The 16,212-nt window shown below is 54.4% G+C and carries 15 protein-coding genes; 11 read left to right on the top strand and 4 right to left on the bottom strand.

The genetic code is table 11. The features are described 5' to 3' along the window. Window positions 1–44: 44 nt before the first annotated feature. The 4 genes from xylF to IMCC3135_RS21255 all read left to right on the top strand — a co-directional run bounded on the left by xylF (window position 45) and on the right by IMCC3135_RS21255 (window position 4,532). Window positions 45–1,082, top strand: coding sequence for a D-xylose ABC transporter substrate-binding protein (xylF, locus tag IMCC3135_RS21270; protein ID WP_088919426.1), 1,038 nt, complete (start codon window positions 45–47; stop codon window positions 1,080–1,082). A 107-nt stretch (window positions 1,083–1,189) separates the two neighbouring features. Beyond that, window positions 1,190–2,506 carry a sugar ABC transporter permease gene (locus tag IMCC3135_RS21265; protein WP_088919425.1) on the top strand — a complete coding sequence of 439 codons (1,317 nt, stop codon included), beginning with the start codon at window positions 1,190–1,192 and terminating at the stop codon, window positions 2,504–2,506. A gap of 27 nt (window positions 2,507–2,533) precedes the next feature. Further along, a complete protein-coding gene (locus IMCC3135_RS21260) occupies window positions 2,534–3,319 on the top strand; it encodes an ATP-binding cassette domain-containing protein (protein WP_088919424.1) in 786 nt (261 codons plus the stop codon). Window positions 3,320–3,659: 340 nt separating this feature from the next. After that, window positions 3,660–4,532 carry a DUF4159 domain-containing protein gene (locus IMCC3135_RS21255; protein ID WP_157736161.1) on the top strand — a complete coding sequence of 291 codons (873 nt, stop codon included), beginning with the start codon at window positions 3,660–3,662 and terminating at the stop codon, window positions 4,530–4,532. A gap of 44 nt (window positions 4,533–4,576) precedes the next feature. Here the strand turns inward: IMCC3135_RS21255 and IMCC3135_RS21250 are convergent, their stop codons facing one another. Further along, the gene (locus tag IMCC3135_RS21250) at window positions 4,577–6,025 is read right to left on the bottom strand and encodes a glyceraldehyde-3-phosphate dehydrogenase (RefSeq protein WP_088919422.1); all 1,449 of its coding nucleotides are present in this window, start codon (window positions 6,023–6,025) and stop codon (window positions 4,577–4,579) included. Window positions 6,026–6,251: 226 nt separating this feature from the next. Here IMCC3135_RS21250 and IMCC3135_RS21245 point away from each other — a divergent pair, with 226 nt between their 5' ends. Continuing rightward, window positions 6,252–8,111 (top strand): serine/threonine-protein kinase, encoded by a 1,860-nt coding sequence (locus tag IMCC3135_RS21245; RefSeq protein ID WP_157736160.1) that lies wholly within the window; start codon window positions 6,252–6,254, stop codon window positions 8,109–8,111. Here IMCC3135_RS21245 and IMCC3135_RS21240 read toward each other — a convergent pair. Continuing rightward, window positions 8,094–8,813 (bottom strand): DUF4124 domain-containing protein, encoded by a 720-nt coding sequence (locus IMCC3135_RS21240; protein ID WP_157736159.1) that lies wholly within the window; start codon window positions 8,811–8,813, stop codon window positions 8,094–8,096. The two genes, IMCC3135_RS21245 and IMCC3135_RS21240, sit on opposite strands and share 18 nt — an antisense overlap. Before the next feature lie 162 nt (window positions 8,814–8,975). On the opposite strand from IMCC3135_RS21240, the gene IMCC3135_RS21235 reads away from it, so the two are divergent. Together IMCC3135_RS21235 and IMCC3135_RS21230 are read left to right on the top strand one after the other, a co-directional pair. Then, window positions 8,976–9,341: a Lin0512 family protein gene (locus IMCC3135_RS21235; RefSeq protein ID WP_088919419.1), complete on the top strand. Its 366-nt coding sequence runs from the start codon at window positions 8,976–8,978 to the stop codon at window positions 9,339–9,341. Beyond that, the gene (locus IMCC3135_RS21230; RefSeq protein WP_088919418.1) at window positions 9,338–9,712 is read left to right on the top strand and encodes a Lin0512 family protein; all 375 of its coding nucleotides are present in this window, start codon (window positions 9,338–9,340) and stop codon (window positions 9,710–9,712) included. Before IMCC3135_RS21235 ends, IMCC3135_RS21230 begins: the two co-directional genes overlap by 4 nt. A 78-nt stretch (window positions 9,713–9,790) precedes the next feature. On the opposite strand, the gene IMCC3135_RS21225 is transcribed toward IMCC3135_RS21230, so the two are convergent. Further along, complete coding sequence (locus tag IMCC3135_RS21225) at window positions 9,791–10,984, bottom strand: amino acid aminotransferase (protein ID WP_088919417.1); 1,194 nt, start codon at window positions 10,982–10,984, stop codon at window positions 9,791–9,793. Window positions 10,985–11,010: 26 nt separating this feature from the next. Continuing rightward, window positions 11,011–11,820, bottom strand: a complete 810-nt coding sequence (locus IMCC3135_RS21220) for a transporter substrate-binding domain-containing protein (RefSeq protein WP_205737656.1) — start codon at window positions 11,818–11,820, stop codon at window positions 11,011–11,013. A gap of 94 nt (window positions 11,821–11,914) precedes the next feature. On the opposite strand from IMCC3135_RS21220, the gene IMCC3135_RS21215 reads away from it, so the two are divergent. From IMCC3135_RS21215 to IMCC3135_RS21200, 4 genes are all read left to right on the top strand, one after another. After that, entirely contained in the window at window positions 11,915–12,655 is a 741-nt protein-coding gene (locus tag IMCC3135_RS21215) for an amino acid ABC transporter ATP-binding protein (protein WP_088919416.1), read from the top strand. Beyond that, complete coding sequence (locus tag IMCC3135_RS21210; RefSeq protein WP_088919415.1) at window positions 12,655–13,425, top strand: amino acid ABC transporter permease; 771 nt, start codon at window positions 12,655–12,657, stop codon at window positions 13,423–13,425. Before IMCC3135_RS21215 ends, IMCC3135_RS21210 begins: the two co-directional genes overlap by 1 nt. Before the next feature lie 42 nt (window positions 13,426–13,467). Beyond that, window positions 13,468–14,631 carry an MFS transporter gene (locus tag IMCC3135_RS21205; protein WP_088919414.1) on the top strand — a complete coding sequence of 388 codons (1,164 nt, stop codon included), beginning with the start codon at window positions 13,468–13,470 and terminating at the stop codon, window positions 14,629–14,631. A 121-nt stretch (window positions 14,632–14,752) separates the two neighbouring features. Further along, the gene (locus tag IMCC3135_RS21200) at window positions 14,753–16,105 is read left to right on the top strand and encodes a malonyl-CoA decarboxylase domain-containing protein (RefSeq protein ID WP_205737655.1); all 1,353 of its coding nucleotides are present in this window, start codon (window positions 14,753–14,755) and stop codon (window positions 16,103–16,105) included. Window positions 16,106–16,212 lie beyond the last annotated feature (107 nt).

The following is a 16,212-nucleotide window of genomic DNA, read 5'->3' as shown; positions in this document are numbered from 1 at the left end:
CCAGTCGTGAAATAAATACGACGACCTTACCACTTGGAGTTAGCATGAAAAAAACTGGAGCCCTCATAGTCGCTGCGACTGTATCTGCCATTCTGGCAGGACCGGTACTGGCAGAAGGCAAAACAATAGGCGTTTCCTGGTCGAATTTTCAGGAAGAGCGCTGGAAGACTGATGAAGCTGCTATCAAGGAAGTCATTGAAGCGAACGGTGACACTTACATATCAGCCGATGCACAAGCCTCAGCTGCCAAGCAGTTGTCTGATGTGGAAGCACTGATTTCGCAAGGTGCTGATGCTCTGATCATCCTGGCACAGGATTCTGGTGCCATTGGGCCAGCAGTCGAGCAGGCTGTCGCTGAAGGTATTCCTGTTGTTGGTTACGATCGTCTGATCGAAAACAAGGATGCCTTCTACATCACCTTCGACAATGTCGAAGTAGGGCGTATGCAGGCACGGGCAGTACTGGCCGCCATGCCGGAAGGCAACTACGCCTTCATCAAGGGTTCGTCCTCTGATCCAAATGCTGATTTCCTGTTCGGTGGGCAAATGGAAATTCTGCAGGAATCGATTGATGCAGGTCGCATCATCAACGTGGGTGAAGCCTATACCGACGCCTGGAAGCCAGAAAACGCGCAGCGCAACATGGAGCAGATTCTGACCGCCAACGACAATGAAGTTGATGCAGTTGTCGCATCCAACGACGGTACTGCGGGTGGTGTGGTTGCAGCACTGGCAGCTCAGGGTCTGGACGGTGCAGTTCCTGTTTCAGGCCAGGATGGTGACCATGCGGCTCTGAATCGTGTTGCTCGTGGTACTCAGACGGTTTCGGTCTGGAAAGATGCTCGTGAGTTGGGCAAGGGCGCTGCTCAGATTGCCACCATGATGGCTGACGGCGCTGCGCCAACCGAGGCACCCGATGTTGTCGAATGGGCCGGTGGTCCAAACGGTGTGAGCCTGAATGCGGTGTTTCTGGCCCCGGTTGCTGTGACTCAGGAGAACCTGAACGTCGTTGTTGACGCGGGCTGGATAGAAAAGGACAAGTTGTGTGAAGGTGCTGCCGATTCTGTAGCTGCCTGTCAGTAATGAACGCTTGAATGCGGATAGTGTGATGGTGGCAACACAGGCTTTGTGTTGCCACCTTCTGAATTTTTGTCCCTTCTCCTAACAACTCACCAACCTTTGAATATTTCATGAGCGGAAAAAATTCGCCCCCAGCCGAGGCGCAAGGTGCCAGGCAAAGTGAAGCTTCTCTCCTGGTCAAATTCCTCCGGGCGACAGAAGTTGATACCCGCATGCTTGGCATGCTTGGAGCCTTGCTGCTGATATGGCTGGCTTTTCATTTGCTGTCAGATGGTCGCTTTCTGACACCACGCAACCTCTGGAACCTCTCGGTTCAGACCTCCTCGGTAGCAATCATGTCGACCGGCATGGTGTTGATCATCGTGACCCGGCATATTGATTTGTCGGTCGGCTCCATATTGGGGTTCGTGGCGATGGTGATGGGCGTGTCGCAAACAACCTTTCTGTCTGATATTTTTGGCACCGGAAGTGGCTGGATCTGGGTGTTCACACTGTTCATCGGTATTGCTCTTGGTGCATTGATTGGCGCGCTACATGGTTATGTCATTGCCTATCTGGCAGTGCCTGCCTTCATCGTGACGCTCGGCGGATTGCTGGTGTGGCGCGGTGCTGCCTGGTGGGTCACCTCGGGACAGACAGTCGCCCCCATGGACACCACTTTCCGTTTGATGGGCGGTGGTCCGTACGGCTCGATTGGTGCTTTCTGGAGCTGGGTTGTGGCGGCTATTGCCTGCGTTGGCATTATAGCAATGCTGTTTCAGGGACGTCTTAATCGCCAGCGTTTCAACTTTCCACTGCGTCCGGTATGGGCTGAATTGACATTGGCTGTGGTGAGCTGTGGAGCGGTACTAGGGGCTGTATCTGTTGCCAACAGCTACCCCTGGCCCAAGGGCATCGTGCGCCGTTACGCACAGAGCAACAATATTGAACTGCCTGATGGTGGTCTGTTCATCGCTCACGGTATTGCTATCCCGGTGGTCATTGCCGTTTGCGTCGGCGTTGTGATGACCTTCATTGCGACCCGTACGCGCTTCGGCCGCTATGTTTTTGCCATGGGTGGCAATCCGGAAGCGGCAGAGCTGGCGGGGATCAATACAAAATGGGTCACCATGAAGATCTTCATTCTCATGGGGATACTGTGCGCCATCGCAGGCGCTATCTCGACCGCTCGATTGAACGCATCTACCAACGCGCAGGGCACGCTGGATGAGCTTCTGGTTATCGCCGCTGCGGTTATCGGCGGCACCTCTCTGGGAGGTGGTGTGGGCACTATTCTAGGCGCCATGCTCGGTGCCGTGGTCATGCAGTCGCTGCAAAGCGGCATGGTGTTGCTGGGAGTGGATGCACCGTTCCAGAATGTCGTGGTAGGTATCGTGCTGGTACTTGCTGTCTGGCTTGACGGCCTCTATCGCAGACGTTCCATCTAGCGGCGCGCAGCAGAGAAAATACATAATATGGAAACATCTTCTACCAAGGTCGTCGAGATGCAGGATTGCTCGATCGCCTTCGGCGGCATTCACGCTGTCGATCATGCCTCCCTGGATTTACACAAGGGGGAAGTGGTGGCTTTGCTAGGTCACAACGGTGCCGGCAAATCCACCTTCATCAAATTGTTGTCGGGAGCCTACAAGCGCGATAGCGGCACCATTCGCGTTCGCGGTGAGAACGCCACGATCAGCAATCCACGAGATGCCAAAGCTTTGGGCATCGAGACTATCTACCAGACACTGGCATTGGCAGATAACGTTGATACGGCGGCCAACCTTTATCTGGGACGCGAGTTGCGCACAGCCTGGGGCACGTTGGATGATGTGGCCATGGAGGCCCATGCCCGTGAGGTGATGGGACGGCTGAACCCACGCTTTCAACGATTCAAGGAGCCGGTCAAGGCCTTGTCTGGTGGTCAGCGTCAGTCGGTGGCTATTGCACGGGCCATTCTGTTCAATGCGCAGATACTGATCATGGATGAGCCGACCGCGGCTCTGGGCCCACAGGAAACCGCTCAGGTCGGAGAGTTGATCAAACAGCTCAAGAAGGATGGCATCAGTATCTTTCTGATCAGCCACGATATCGAGGATGTTTTCGATCTGGCAGATCGTGTTGCCGTCATGAAGAACGGTCAGATGGTCGGAACTGCTCCGGTCAGTGATGTGACGCGTGATGAGGTGCTGGGCATGATCATTCTGGGCAAATGCCCTCCGGGGGCAACACCTGGCCCTGGTGCCGTTCAATTCGACTGAAGAACCCCAAACTTCAGGCAGGGCCTCTTGTGGGGTCCTGCGCGTTTCTACCGGACTGCATGCTCTGAGTATGAAACGAGCAGGGTGAATGCCGTTTTTTCAGTGATATCTAACTCATTCAGGTACGCCGCTGCCAGAGCATCGTTCCATCGTGTGGCTAAAATGGTCTAGGATCTAGCTCTGTCTGCGTTTTTGGAGGAACGTTATGCCGTCTGGCAGGACCAAGTCTCCATGCAGATACAGTAGAGATCGTTGGGGCTTGCTGACATTGTGGCGTCTGTCTTGCAGAATGACATCGATCCTTGGTCGTGACCGTGATAGCAGGAGCAGCTTGAAAACAGTGGCAATCGTTACGTTCAAACAGTGGTGTGTCCGATGTGGTGCAACGGCGATTGCCGCGGTATTGTTCAGTACTCCCTCTCTGGCAGAGCTGGCAATCTGTACCACCCCGCAGCGGCCCGATTGCCCGTCGGCGCTCAATGCACCTGCGGATCAGGAGTTCACGTTCTCCCGACTCATTTTTTCAGATAATCAGGCTGCCATCGAGAATCTGGGTGATCGCATTGGTTATCCACACTGGCAGGCTGATTGTTCAGAATCAGAGCCGCACTTTATCGCGGCACTCAAGCGCTTGACGCGGCTTGATACCAACACAGACAGTCAGTCCATTTCACTGCTTGACGATCGGATCTACGATTATCCGATGCTGTATGTGGTGGAGGCAGGCTTTGCCTCTTTCAGCCAGCCCGAGGCCGATACCCTGCGTGAGTACCTGCTGCGAGGCGGGTTCCTGCTGGTGGACGATTTTCACGGATCCTATCAATGGGAAGAATTCGAAGGCTGGATGCGGCAAGTCTTTCCCGATCGCTCCATTGTGGATATCCCACCGAGCCATGAAATCTTCAATGTGCATTTTGCCATCGACGAATTCATCCAGATACCCGGGCTGCGAGCGTTATGTCTGAACCCCGGAGAGACCTGGGAACTGCCAATCATGAAATCGTCAGCCGTCAACGAAAGCAATGCCTCCAGGCAACAACCGCGATGGCGCGGCGTAATGGATGATGATGGCCGGATCATGGCGATCATCAACTGGAACATGGATCTGGGTGATGCCTGGGAGCATGCCGACATGGAAGAATACAGCGCTCTGTATACCGCCACGGCCTACCGTCTCGGGGTCAACTACGTCATGTACGGCATGACGCACTGATTATCCGTTGACCCTGCCGCGCGGGCAGGGTCAGACGACTTGTCTCAGATGGCCGGAACGTTCTGGATATGCAGGCCTACCATGTGTTGCATGACGCGCAGTACCTGCGTGCTGTAGCCAAACTCGTTGTCATACCAGACGTACAGCACACAGCGATTGCCGTCTACGATAGTTGCAACGGAATCGAATATGGCAGGCTCTGGCGTGCCGACAAAATCGGTTGACACCACCTCGGTGCTATACGAGTAGCTGACCTGCTGACTCAGCGCAGAGTTGTAGGCAATTTCACGGACGTAGTCGTTCAATTCTTCCCGGTTGGTTGCCTTTTCCAGGTTCAGGTTGCACACGGCCATGGAAACATTGGGCGTCGGCACACGAATGGCATTACCCGTCAGTTTGCCTTCCAGTTCCGGCAGGGCCTTGGACACAGCCTTGGCCGCACCGGTTGAGGTTAGTACCATATTGAGCGGAGCACTGCGACCACGACGATCTGCCGAGTGGTAGTTGTCGATCAGATTCTGGTCATTGGTGTAGGAATGTACGGTTTCCACATGGCCATTGATGACGCCGAATCGGTCATTGATGATCTTCAGGACCGGTGTGATGGCATTGGTCGTACAGCTTGCTGCACAGACAATCATGTCATCGTCCTCAATCATGTCGTGATTCACGCCGTAGACGATATTCTTGATCGCACCGCTGGCAGGGGCGGTGAGCAGGACCTTGCGGGCGCCCTTGGGGACCAGATGTCGGCTCAGAGCGGCCTCATCCTTGAACACACCGGTGTTGTCGACAATCAGGGCATCGTGAATGTCATAGGCGGTGTAATCGATATCTTCGGGCTGATTGGCATAGATCACCTTGATGAAATTGCCGTTCGCAATGATGGCGCTATTCTCCTCATCAACCGACACATGTCCGTTGAATGGGCCGTGAATGGAGTCACGACGCAGCAGGCTGGCACGTTTGCGCAAATCGCCTTCGCGGCCGCCTCGAACGACAATGGCCCGCAACCGCAGAGGGTTGTTGGATGTCGTGCGTTCGATCAGCAGTCGTGCCAGGATACGACCGATACGGCCAAAGCCATAAAGCACGACATCGCGAGGTTCTTCAAGTACGGATGAGGCATCGGGAATGTCCTGCAGTGCCTCTTTCACGTAGTTGAGTAATGCGGCCGGCTCATCTACCAGCCCAGCCTGACGTGCGCCGAAAGCCAGCTTGCCGATATCGATGCGTGAACTGCCTGGCTGAACAGCGGTAAGCACGTTCAGCACCGCACTGGTTTCCAACAACGTCACTTTCTCGCCAACGACCTGCAGTGCCTGCTGGTGGGCTTTGATGATGTCAATGGTTGACCCATTCATCAGTTTGCGACCAAATACCGTAACAATGACACCGCGATTGCGATAGAGGGAACCCACCGATGGGATCATCTGTTCGGCCAAGCCTTGTTCTTCGATATACGTGTTCAGATGCGCTGTAGATACGGTCACAAAATACGTCCTTTGAAAGGTGGATGGAAAATATAGTTAGCTATCGGACGTGGATCTTAGCGGCAAGAGGTCCATGACTAGTAAAATAGTCATTATTCGGTTATTTAAATTTCATGAGTTGTGAACCTGTGACATGAATCGCGTACCATTCATACGAACTATAAACGGTCAGTTGCCGCGTTAGATGGAAGCCAGCGCCCCCTATCGATCGCTCCGTCAAGGAGAGATGCTTAATTGGTATCGCATTGAGCGAATCCTTGGGCGTGGGGGTTTCGGTGTCATCTATTTGGCCACAGACACCAACCTTGACCACCTGGTGGCGATCAAGGAATACCGTGTACTGATACCTACCAGCACGGACGATACCGAGTCTGCGACTCTGGATCTGCAGGAGAGGGCCAATCAGGGTGTGCAGCGCTTCATCACTGAGGCGCGCAACATGGTGCGCTTCAAACATCCGAATATCGTGCGAGTCATGTCGGTTTTCGAACTCAATGACACTGCCTATATCGTCATGGAGTTCGAGGAAGGGCAAGACCTTCGTGTACACCTGAAGAATCCGGAGAACGCCGATGAAGGGGCGTTGAAGCAGTTGTTTGTGCCGATATCAAAGGGGCTGTCCGAAGTTCACAAGCATGGCTTCATTCACCGTGATATCAAACCTGCGAATATTCTTGTGCGCACCGACGGTACGCCTGTGCTGCTGGATTTCGGATCAGCACGTAGCGCCAGTGTTACTGGCCCCAATACCCTGACGGCATTGGTTTCCGCCGGTTATGCGCCGCTGGAGCAATACAGCGAGGGCGACGATCAGCAGCAAGGACCCTGGACGGATATCTATGCCTTGGGAGCTGTGTTGTATTACGCGGTGACGGGGATGGAGCCGGTTGACAGTGCCAAGCGTGGAACGGCCCTGCTCAATGGTGGTAAGGATCCGTTGTTACCGGCCAGAATGTTGGGGCGCGATCGCTATTCGGATGCTTTTCTGAAAAATATCGACTGGGCTTTGCAGTTCCGTATCGCTGACCGACCGCAAACGCTGTCTGATTGGATGACGGCTCTGCTGAGCGAGCCGACGCCGGATACGGTTACCCGGCGAGTCGATAATACTGCAGCCTTCACGACGCGTCCGACCGAAAAGATAGGGCCGTCTGATCCACTGTCTGGATTGTCCATGCGCGATCACCCCGAGCCGCGTGAGGTGCAGGCAGCCCGGGCACGTCGCAGGTTTGTGCGCAAGTCACATAGACGTCCGAATAAGTGGTGGGGGCTGGTTGCCATTGCTGTCAGTGTTCTGTTGGTCGCGTCCCTGATACCGGGTTTTACGGACAAAAATGCAGTTGTCGATAATGATGTTGCCGAGCGACGCAGTGCCGCGAAGGTAGCGCAGAGCAAGGCTGCGAAGCTGGATGCGGAAAAGAAACTGGCAGAAGAGCAGCAAGCTGCCGCTGAGGAAGAGAGGCGACTGGCTGAGGCTGAGAAGCAAGCTGGAGAGCTGGCGGCTGAAGAGGCACGCAAGGCTGTAGCGGAAAAAGCGCGAAGGGCCTCGTTGGAGGCTGATCGGCAAGCGCGGTTAAGGGCACGGCGAATAAAGCTGGCAGATGCCCTGACTCGGGCTTCAACTCTGCTTGATCAGGGGCTGTTGGACGAGGCCGAAGCTTCTCTGGATGAAGCCACCACGCTGGATCGTAATGATGAACGTCTCAAGACATTGCGCAGTCGCTGGCGAGTAGCGCTGATTGATGCGCGAACTCCCGTCAGTGATAACGACTTTGACAAGGTCATTGAACGGTTCGACAAGCTCAGACGGGCATTGGAGAATAATGATGTGGCCACGATGGAAGGCCTGACTGCACCTTCGGATCAGAATGCGTTGTTTAAACAACTCATGTCACGCTTCACTCATCTGGATATCGATATCATTCATATTCGTGTCAGAAATGCAGACAAATCAATCAGTGCTGTCTTGCGGATCGAGAACATGGTTCGTGATAACGGTGATCGTGCCACGCCATCGCCGGCCTATCGTGAACGTACGATCTCAAGTCGGCGAATCGAAGGCAAGTGGTCAGCGATTCAATGGTAGTGCTGGCGTAGAGTCGGTGAGCTCTCGAGGTATTTGCAAGGCTCGGGCATCCGACTGGATACGCTGCAACAGCTCAACGGCATCCAGGTAACTGCAAGCCTCCCTGATCTGATCCTGACAGGGTTCTGGCTGATCGAAGCCGTATTCTTCAGCAAGCCTTGCCTTTTGACGAAGCCGCTCGGTGACCTCTTCTGCATACTCGCGTAATAGCTGCTGCGAGATCATGACGTTGCAGGCGGCGTCTTCCATTTGCCTGGTGTAGTCATGGCGAGCCTTCGAGCTGCCTGGTGCGGCAAGCCAGAGCTTATAGCTGGTTTCGTAGCGATGCCAGCCGCCATCGATATACAGTGCATCAGCGAGCGCCTGATCCAGCGAGCCATTGAAACTTCGTTGTAGTTCACCGCATTCGCAGCGACGCCGATCACAATAGGCGCGCCCTTGTGCCTGTTGTGGTAATTCAAACCAGGACTCGTGAATGCCAAAAGGCATCAGGCGCTGTGTTTTTACCGGTGTTTTTTGTTGAATAACTATCGGGCAAGGGCGATCCTGAAATATCCTTCCTCCATTGCTGGTCGCACAGCTGTAAATGGCCGCCTGGGTTACATCTGGAATTAACAATAGTAAACTCAGCAGGCACAGTCTGAGTAGCGCTTGGGCTTGTCCGAAGGTATGAGAAAGCGCCTTGGTAGATAGTATGAACATGCTCGGGTTATCGGCGGTTACATTGACTACTCAATGAGAGCTGGTTCTCACACGGGCAAGACGCCCCAAGTAACAATGGTCCTGTGCCACCCGCAATCCGGCAATCACAGTTTTCATGTCACTATTCCGGTACGAAAGCACAAAACGGAGTAGTAAAGGATCATGGCAAGAAAGCGTCTATTGATGGAAATGGGTATGGGAACTGACCTGCGGGGTCAGGACTATACGAAAGCGGCTATCCGCGCTTTGAAAGATGCCCTCTGGCATAACTCCGTCTCTGTAGCCCCCGCCTTGGGATACCCACGCGAAAGCATGGAAGTGGACGTGGAAATCGGTGTTGCCAAGCCCGAGTCCGTGGATCGTGAGCGTGTCGCCGAGGTTCTGCCTTACGGTCGTGCCCAGGTGCGAGTAGTCAAGGGCGGTCTGGATATCATCAATGAAGAGACCGGCAATGTAACCGTCATTGCCAATGCCGCTGCTGTGGTGTATCTGAATGTGCTTCAGGCAGATTCAGGAGCCAGCTCATGAGCATGAAGCGCATCATTCTGGAAATGGGAACCGGCAACGATCTGTACGGTGAGGACTACACCAAGGCTGCACGACGAGCCGTTCACGATGCTTTGCATCACAGCTCACTGACCTTGTTTCGCAGTCTGGGTCTGAATCGCGATGACATGCAGGTCACCGTCACGATTGGTGTGCAGAAGCCAGAGCAGGTCGATGCGGCGGCCGTCGCGGCAGAAATTCCCTATGGCACCGTCACTGTGAACGTTGAGATGGGCGGTTTGAATGTAGTGGACGAGGAGGCGGGAACGGTTAGCGTCATAGCCGCAGCCGGTATTGCAGCCTTCCTGGAGTTGCCCGATGGGCAGTTCACACTGCCAGCCAGTACCGTGTAATCACCAGTACCGTGTAATCAATAGAGTTGTAGGGGGCCGATTGCCTGAAGCAACCGGCCCTTCGTGCTCCTTGGCCGATTACTCGACTTCGGCGAGTACTGTGCAGATAGCGTCCGCTAGCTGTTCCATGCCGCTTTCTGGAAGTCCGGCAACGTTGATTCGACCGTCACCCACAATGTAGATGCCGTGATCGTCACGCAGTTTGTCCAGCTGTGCCGTATTCAATGGCAAGCGACTGAACATGCCTTTCTGTTCGGCGATGTAGTCAAAGCGTTCGGAGTTGGAGCGCTTGCGCAATGCTTCGCTGAACGCCTGGCGTAGTGAGACCATGCGCAGTCGCATGGTTTCCAGCTCTTCCTTCCAATCGGCATTCAGTGCGGCATCACTCAAAACGATCTCAGTGGTGTTGGCACCATGATCTGGTGGCATTGAGTAGTTTGAACGGATAACACCGCCTAATCGGCCCAGCGCCCGGGTAGCTTCCGCTTCGGTTTTTGCCATGAGTATGGCGGCACCGACTCGCTCGCGGTACAGGCCCAGATTTTTCGAACAGCTGGCTGCAACCACCAGTTCAGGCAGTTCGCTGGCCATGTATCGTACCGCTGCTGCATCCTGCTCGAGACCATCACCAAAACCCTGGTAGGCCAGATCGATAAACGGAAACAGGTCGTTGTCTTTCAGCAGCTTCACGACTCGAGCCCAGTCGTCCATGCTCAGATCGGCGCCGGTGGGGTTATGACAGCAGCCGTGCAAGAGCACGATATCGCCACGTTTTGCCTTGCCAAGTGATTCCAGCATGCCTTCAATGTTGACGCTGCCGGTCTGTGCATCGTAGTAGGGGTAGGTGTGCAAGGCATAACCAGCAGCCTGCATCAATGGCACATGGTTGGGCCAGGACGGGTCGGATAACCAGATGTCAGCATCAGGGCGACCTTGCTTCAAAAGATCGGCTAATACGCGCAGGGCGCCACTGCCACCGACAGATTGTGCTGCACGGATGCAGGAGGTGTCTGCATCGCTACCGAAGACCTGAGCAATAATGGCATTGCAGAAGGCTGCACTACCAATGGGCGCAACATAGGACTTGGTGTCCTGGGTCTCCAGCAGTTTTTTTTCTGCATTCTTGATAGCACGCATGACCGGGGTCTTGCCTGCTGAGTCTTTATAAACTCCGACTCCCAGATCCAGTTTGTCCGTACGGGTGTCAGCTCTGAATGCTGCCATCAAGCCCAGGATGGCATCTGCCTTCGGTTCCGGTAGTGCTTCAAACATTTTTGTTTACTCGTGTGTTCCGTTGATCAATTGCTGAGTTGCCATTTGATGGCAAGTTCGTCGAAAAAGCCAAGCTCGCTCTGGAGATTGATCCAGGTGTTCAGGTAGTTGATCCAGACCTGATCGGTTTGCGGCACCAGCATGGCGACGGGAGTACGTGCTCGTGTCTCCTTAACGGGAACGATCATCAACTGTGAGTATTTCTCTACCAGTTTGACGGCTTCGACGTTGGAGGTAATATGGGCATCGGCCCGGCCTGCGAGCACTTCCTGAAAATCGCGGGCAGGGGCTTCGATGATCTTGTATTTGGCGTTGGGAAAGAATTTCTTGACCTGCTGTTCCTGAGTGGTACCCAGGGTGGCGGCGACTGTCACTTCCGGCTTGTCCAGATCAGCCCAATCAGTGAAGAGCTCGGCGTTTTTCTTCAGCGTCAATGGCACGGTATTGAGTGAAAAGTAGCTGTCGGTAAAGCCTGCAGCCTTGGCGCGTGAGGCACTGATCGATGCGCTGCCAGTCATATGGTACTTGCCGGCGGTGATGCCATTGACAAGTGTTTTCCAGTCAGCGGGTACCAGCTCCAGTTTGACATCCAGATCCTTGGCCAGCTGAGTAACGACATCGATGTCGTAGCCTTTATAGCTGTTGGTTGCCGGAACCTTGACCGTCATCGGGTCCCAGTCGCCGGTGGTGCCGACTTTCAGGGTGCCGGAGGCGAGAATGTCTGCCAGTGCCGAGTCGGCGGCCACGGCTGACTGACTCAGTAGCATCATGGATACCGGCAATACGATTGCGGTCACAGTGCGGCCGAATACGCTCTTGATTTTTGCAAGCATCATCTTTGCTTTATTATTAGGGACTTCGGGAGTATACCGACTGCAGCTGATCCACGTTTGTTTTTGCGCAGGCACATGACTGCGTTACACTAAGACCATGTCAGAACCCGTCATCCAGATCAAAAAGCTGTCCAAGTTCTACGGTAATTTTCAGGCTCTGACCGAGGTCTCCCTGGACGTTGCTGCGGGCGAGCGGATGGTTATATGCGGACCTTCGGGATCCGGTAAATCCACACTGATCCGCTGTGTCAATCAGCTGGAGCAACACGATGCCGGCCAGGTGCTGGTTAATGGAGTGGAGCTGGGTGGTAATCGTCGGGCGTTGCGCACCGCTCGTCAGAGTATCGGCATGGTGTTCCAGCAGTTCAATCTGTTTCCGCATCTGTCTGTATTGGACAATCTGACGCTAGGGCCGATGCGTGCACGAAAATTATCCCGCGAAAAAGCCACCAAGCTTGCACGTCAGTATCTGGAACGTGTGCGCATACCCGAGCAGGCGGACAAGTTTCCCGGTCAATTATCCGGGGGCCAGCAACAACGGGTCGCCATCGCTCGCAGTCTGTGCATGGAGCCGCAGATCATGTTGTTCGATGAGCCTACCTCGGCACTGGATCCGGAAATGATTTCCGAGGTGCTCGATGTGATGATCGAGCTGGCCGATACAGGCATGACCATGCTGGTGGTGACGCACGAAATGGGCTTCGCCCGCAAAGTGGCCGACACCATGGTTTTCATGGACGCCGGCCAGATCGTGGAGCAGAGTTCACCGGCAGAGTTTTTTTCCGCCCCACAGACAGAGCGCGGCCGATTGTTCTTGCAGCAGATTCTCCAGCACTGATGAAGGATCGACTAGACGTGCCGTCCGTACGCCTCAGAACCTTGAGCTGGTTGTTGCTATTGCCATTGCTGTCAGGTTGCGCCGGAGAACTGCAATGGTACGTCGTGTCACCAGCCACCGAGGCTGGTCGCGCCAATCTGATGTTCATGCTGGCTGGTTTCAAATACACCCTGTTGCTGTCCATGACGGCTATTGTCATTTCCATTGTTGTCGGTTTATTAGTGGCATTGCCAGGGCTGTCGAAAAACCCGTTTGCACGAGGTTTCAATCGGGTGTACGTGGAAATTGTCAGGGCGGTGCCGCTTTTGGTGCTGATACTCTGGGTGTATTACGGTTTGCCGATCATGCTGGGCGTCGCCATCAATGTGTTCTGGGCTGGCGTGCTGGCGCTGGCATTGTCTGACAGTGCCTTTGAGGCCGAGATCTTCCGTTCCGGCATTCAGTCCATTGACAAGGGACAGATTGAGGCAGCCGATACTCTGGGTCTGGGTTATATAGACCGGATGCGGTATGTCGTGTTACCGCAGGCTGTGCGCCGGGTGCTGCCACCCTTGGGCAATCAGTTGGTCTATATGCTCAAGATGTCCTCACTGGTGTCGGTCATTGGTATGGAGGAGCTGACCCGTCGGGCCAATGAGCTGGTCACCGCTGAATACCGGCCACTGGAAACCTATTCAATTCTGATGTTGGAATATCTGGTCTTGATTCTGATTGTCTCGGCTGGCGTACGCTGGCTGGAGCGCCGCCTGTCCAATCGTGACGAGCGCTGAGATGTACCGTCTTTTGTCCAACGCTGAAGCCTGTAAAAGCTGATGTCTCGATCGCGCTTTCTGTTGCCAGTGCTACTGGCTTGCGCCAGTCTGACGGTCATGGCGGGTGCGACGATAGCTCCGGGTTTACCAGGTTTACTGGAACATTTCTCCGATCATCCGGATGCTGAATACCTGACACGATTCATCATTACGGTGCCCGGACTGGCCATTGCCATCACAGCGCCGATAGCGGGCTGTCTGGCGGATCGGCTGGGTCGGCGTACCTTGCTCCAGGCAGGCGTTGCGTTGTATATCGTGGCCGGCAGCGCAGGGCTCTGGCTGGATGATCTGAGCTTGTTGTTATGGAGCCGTCTGCTTCTGGGTGGTGCGGTGGGCATGATCATGGTGTGCTCCATGGCATTGCTGACTGATCATTTTCAGGGGGCTGAACGAGATCGTGCCATGGGTATCCAGTCGTCTGCGATGTCAGCCGGCGGTATTATCTTCATCTCCGCAGGCTCTATCCTGGCGGACTGGTCATGGCGAGCACCGTTTGCTGTCTATCTGGTGCCGATCCTTCTGTTTCCATTGATCTACAAGTACGTCAGCAAACCGCCTGAGAATCAGGATGAGCCAGGTGCGATGGATGGGCATTTCCCTGTGCGGCATGCGCTGTATATATATTCGCTGGGTTTTATCACCATGCTGTTGTTCTACGTCGTTCCTACCCAGTTGCCGTTCTATGCGATCGAGTTAGGGGCGGATAGCCTGAAATACGCAGGTTTTGCGGTCGTGCTGAGTCAGGTGTTTTCCTCGGTAGCCTCGGCCAACTATCAGCGCCTGCGTAAGGTGCTAGGTAATCAGGAGATCTTGTTTTCGAGTTTTCTGTGTATGGCTGTGGGCTTTTATCTGTTATCGCAGGCCAGCACGCTGACACAGCTGTACTTGAGCATGCCGCTGATTGGTCTGGGCCTGGGCTTCAATTTTCCCAATCTGACTATCTGGTTGATGTCGCAGGTGCCTTCAACCATGCGGGGCAGGGCATCGGGTGGCATTTCGACAGCCGTATTTCTGGGCCAGTTCCTGTCGCCTTTACTGAGCCAGCCACTGGTTGTCCGCTTTGGTCTGGAAGGCGCTTTTTTTGGCGTCATGTTGCTGATGCTGTTATTCGTCGTTGTGCCCAGTGGCCTTCTGTTGTGGCGTGAACACTCATTGTCGAGATAGAGATCCCTTAAGCCCCAGTGTGGCCTGTCTGATGCTACTTCATTACCAGTAGGGGTCTATCGCTTCAGTATGGCGGTATGATTTGAGTCAGAACAAGCAGCTCACACGAGGTCATCAGGGCATGAACCGCATCAGTTATCTGTCGGATTTGTTGAGTTCGGTTTTTGCTCGGGATGAGCAACAGCAACAGATCGAGCAACAAGGGTCTCTGGCCGAGCTCTGTGATGCCCTGCTGTCGCAAAGTGGTGAAATGTCGGGCAATCGGCTGGCCCGTGGGCTTCTCAGCCGCTTTGCGGCTGCCGACAGTGAGGAGCAGCTGGCCTTTTTCCGGTTATTGGCAGAGCGCTTCGATATCAATGCAGAACATGCCGTGCGGGCGGCTCAGCGTTATTCGAAGGAGCGAAATGCAGAGAATCTGGCCATTCTCATGAGTAGCGTCGAACCGCGACGTCAGGAACTGCTTCGCCGCTTGAATCGGGTTCCGGGTGCTACCAATGAGCTGGTGCAGATGCGTGCCTTGTTATTGGAGGTATGCAAGGAGTATCCGGAGATGCTTCGTATCGATGTTGATTTTCAGCACTTGTTTCGATCGTGGTTCAGTCGCGGTTTTCTTGTGCTGCGTGAAATTGATTGGCATACGCCAGCCAATATTCTTGAAAAAATCATTGCCTACGAGGCGGTCCATGAAATCAGTAGCTGGACTGCGTTACGTAGTCGCCTTGAGCCGGATGATCGGCGCTGCTTTGCATTTTTCCATCCGGCGATGCTGGATGAGCCACTGATATTCGTCGAAGTGGCCCTGACTCAGGCCAGTCCTGTCACGGTGAAGGGCATTCTGGAAACACGGCGTAAAGTGGTTGCCAGGCAAGATGCCACCATGGCGGTGTTCTATTCCATTTCGAACTGCCAGAAGGGACTGGCTGGTGTCTCCTTCGGTAATTTTCTGATCAAGCAGGTGGCCAAGGAGTTGTCTCGGCAGTTGCCGGGTCTGACAACCTTTCGCACACTCTCGCCGGTTCCGGGGTTGATGCGGTGGGTGAATGAGCGGGTTGAGCAGGCAGTTGATACGAGTGTGGCACCGGATGAGGCGCAGATTCGGTTCCGGGAGGCCTTGCTGACAGCGCAGCGAATTTCTACCCAGGAGAGCGTGGTGCTCAGTGAGACAGACTCTGAGCAGCTACAGTATCTTGTGGCTCATTATATGCATGAAGAGAAACGCAAGGATCATTTGCCGCTGGATCCGGTGGCGCGTTTTCATCTGGGCAACGGTGCCAGTCTCGATCATATTCTGCCGGCAGCGGATGTATTCAGAAAAGGCTTGTCGCAATCTGCGGGTGTCATGGTCAGTTATTTGTACGACCTGGACAAGGTCGAGGATAACCATGAAGCCTATGCCAACGAGCAGGCGGTGATCATGTCGTCGGAGGTGCGTGCCTTGCTGAGTAAGCCCAAATGGTCGCGTAAACGAGCTTGAGAGACAAGTCGGTCGGATACGGGCCTGGATAATTGGTAGCCGGAAAATCCATTTTCCGGCTGCCCCTAAAATACCGCCACTCTCGTGCCGGCCGGCCGTAACCTCAA

Origin of the sequence: Granulosicoccus antarcticus IMCC3135 (genome assembly GCF_002215215.1) — a bacterium.
Classification (GTDB): Bacteria; Pseudomonadota; Gammaproteobacteria; order Granulosicoccales; family Granulosicoccaceae; genus Granulosicoccus; species Granulosicoccus antarcticus.
Note: the sequence above shows the minus strand (reverse complement) of the source record. Positions and strands in the feature narration are given on the sequence as shown.

Bases quoted from the DNA above. Each gene is read 5' to 3' on its own strand.
- xylF (WP_088919426.1), top strand. From the start codon at position 45: ATGAAAAAAACTGGAGCCCTCATAGTCGCTGCGACTGTATCTGCCATT.
- IMCC3135_RS21265 (WP_088919425.1), top strand. From the start codon at position 1,190: ATGAGCGGAAAAAATTCGCCCCCAGCCGAGGCGCAAGGTGCCAGGCAA.
- IMCC3135_RS21260 (WP_088919424.1), top strand. From the start codon at position 2,534: ATGGAAACATCTTCTACCAAGGTCGTCGAGATGCAGGATTGCTCGATC.
- IMCC3135_RS21245 (WP_157736160.1), top strand. From the start codon at position 6,252: ATGCTTAATTGGTATCGCATTGAGCGAATCCTTGGGCGTGGGGGTTTC.
- IMCC3135_RS21240 (WP_157736159.1), bottom strand. From the start codon at position 8,813: ATGTTCATACTATCTACCAAGGCGCTTTCTCATACCTTCGGACAAGCC.
- IMCC3135_RS21235 (WP_088919419.1), top strand. From the start codon at position 8,976: ATGGCAAGAAAGCGTCTATTGATGGAAATGGGTATGGGAACTGACCTG.
- IMCC3135_RS21230 (WP_088919418.1), top strand. From the start codon at position 9,338: ATGAGCATGAAGCGCATCATTCTGGAAATGGGAACCGGCAACGATCTG.
- IMCC3135_RS21225 (WP_088919417.1), bottom strand. From the start codon at position 10,984: ATGTTTGAAGCACTACCGGAACCGAAGGCAGATGCCATCCTGGGCTTG.
- IMCC3135_RS21220 (WP_205737656.1), bottom strand. From the start codon at position 11,820: ATGATGCTTGCAAAAATCAAGAGCGTATTCGGCCGCACTGTGACCGCA.
- IMCC3135_RS21215 (WP_088919416.1), top strand. From the start codon at position 11,915: ATGTCAGAACCCGTCATCCAGATCAAAAAGCTGTCCAAGTTCTACGGT.
- IMCC3135_RS21210 (WP_088919415.1), top strand. From the start codon at position 12,655: ATGAAGGATCGACTAGACGTGCCGTCCGTACGCCTCAGAACCTTGAGC.
- IMCC3135_RS21205 (WP_088919414.1), top strand. From the start codon at position 13,468: ATGTCTCGATCGCGCTTTCTGTTGCCAGTGCTACTGGCTTGCGCCAGT.
- IMCC3135_RS21200 (WP_205737655.1), top strand. From the start codon at position 14,753: ATGAACCGCATCAGTTATCTGTCGGATTTGTTGAGTTCGGTTTTTGCT.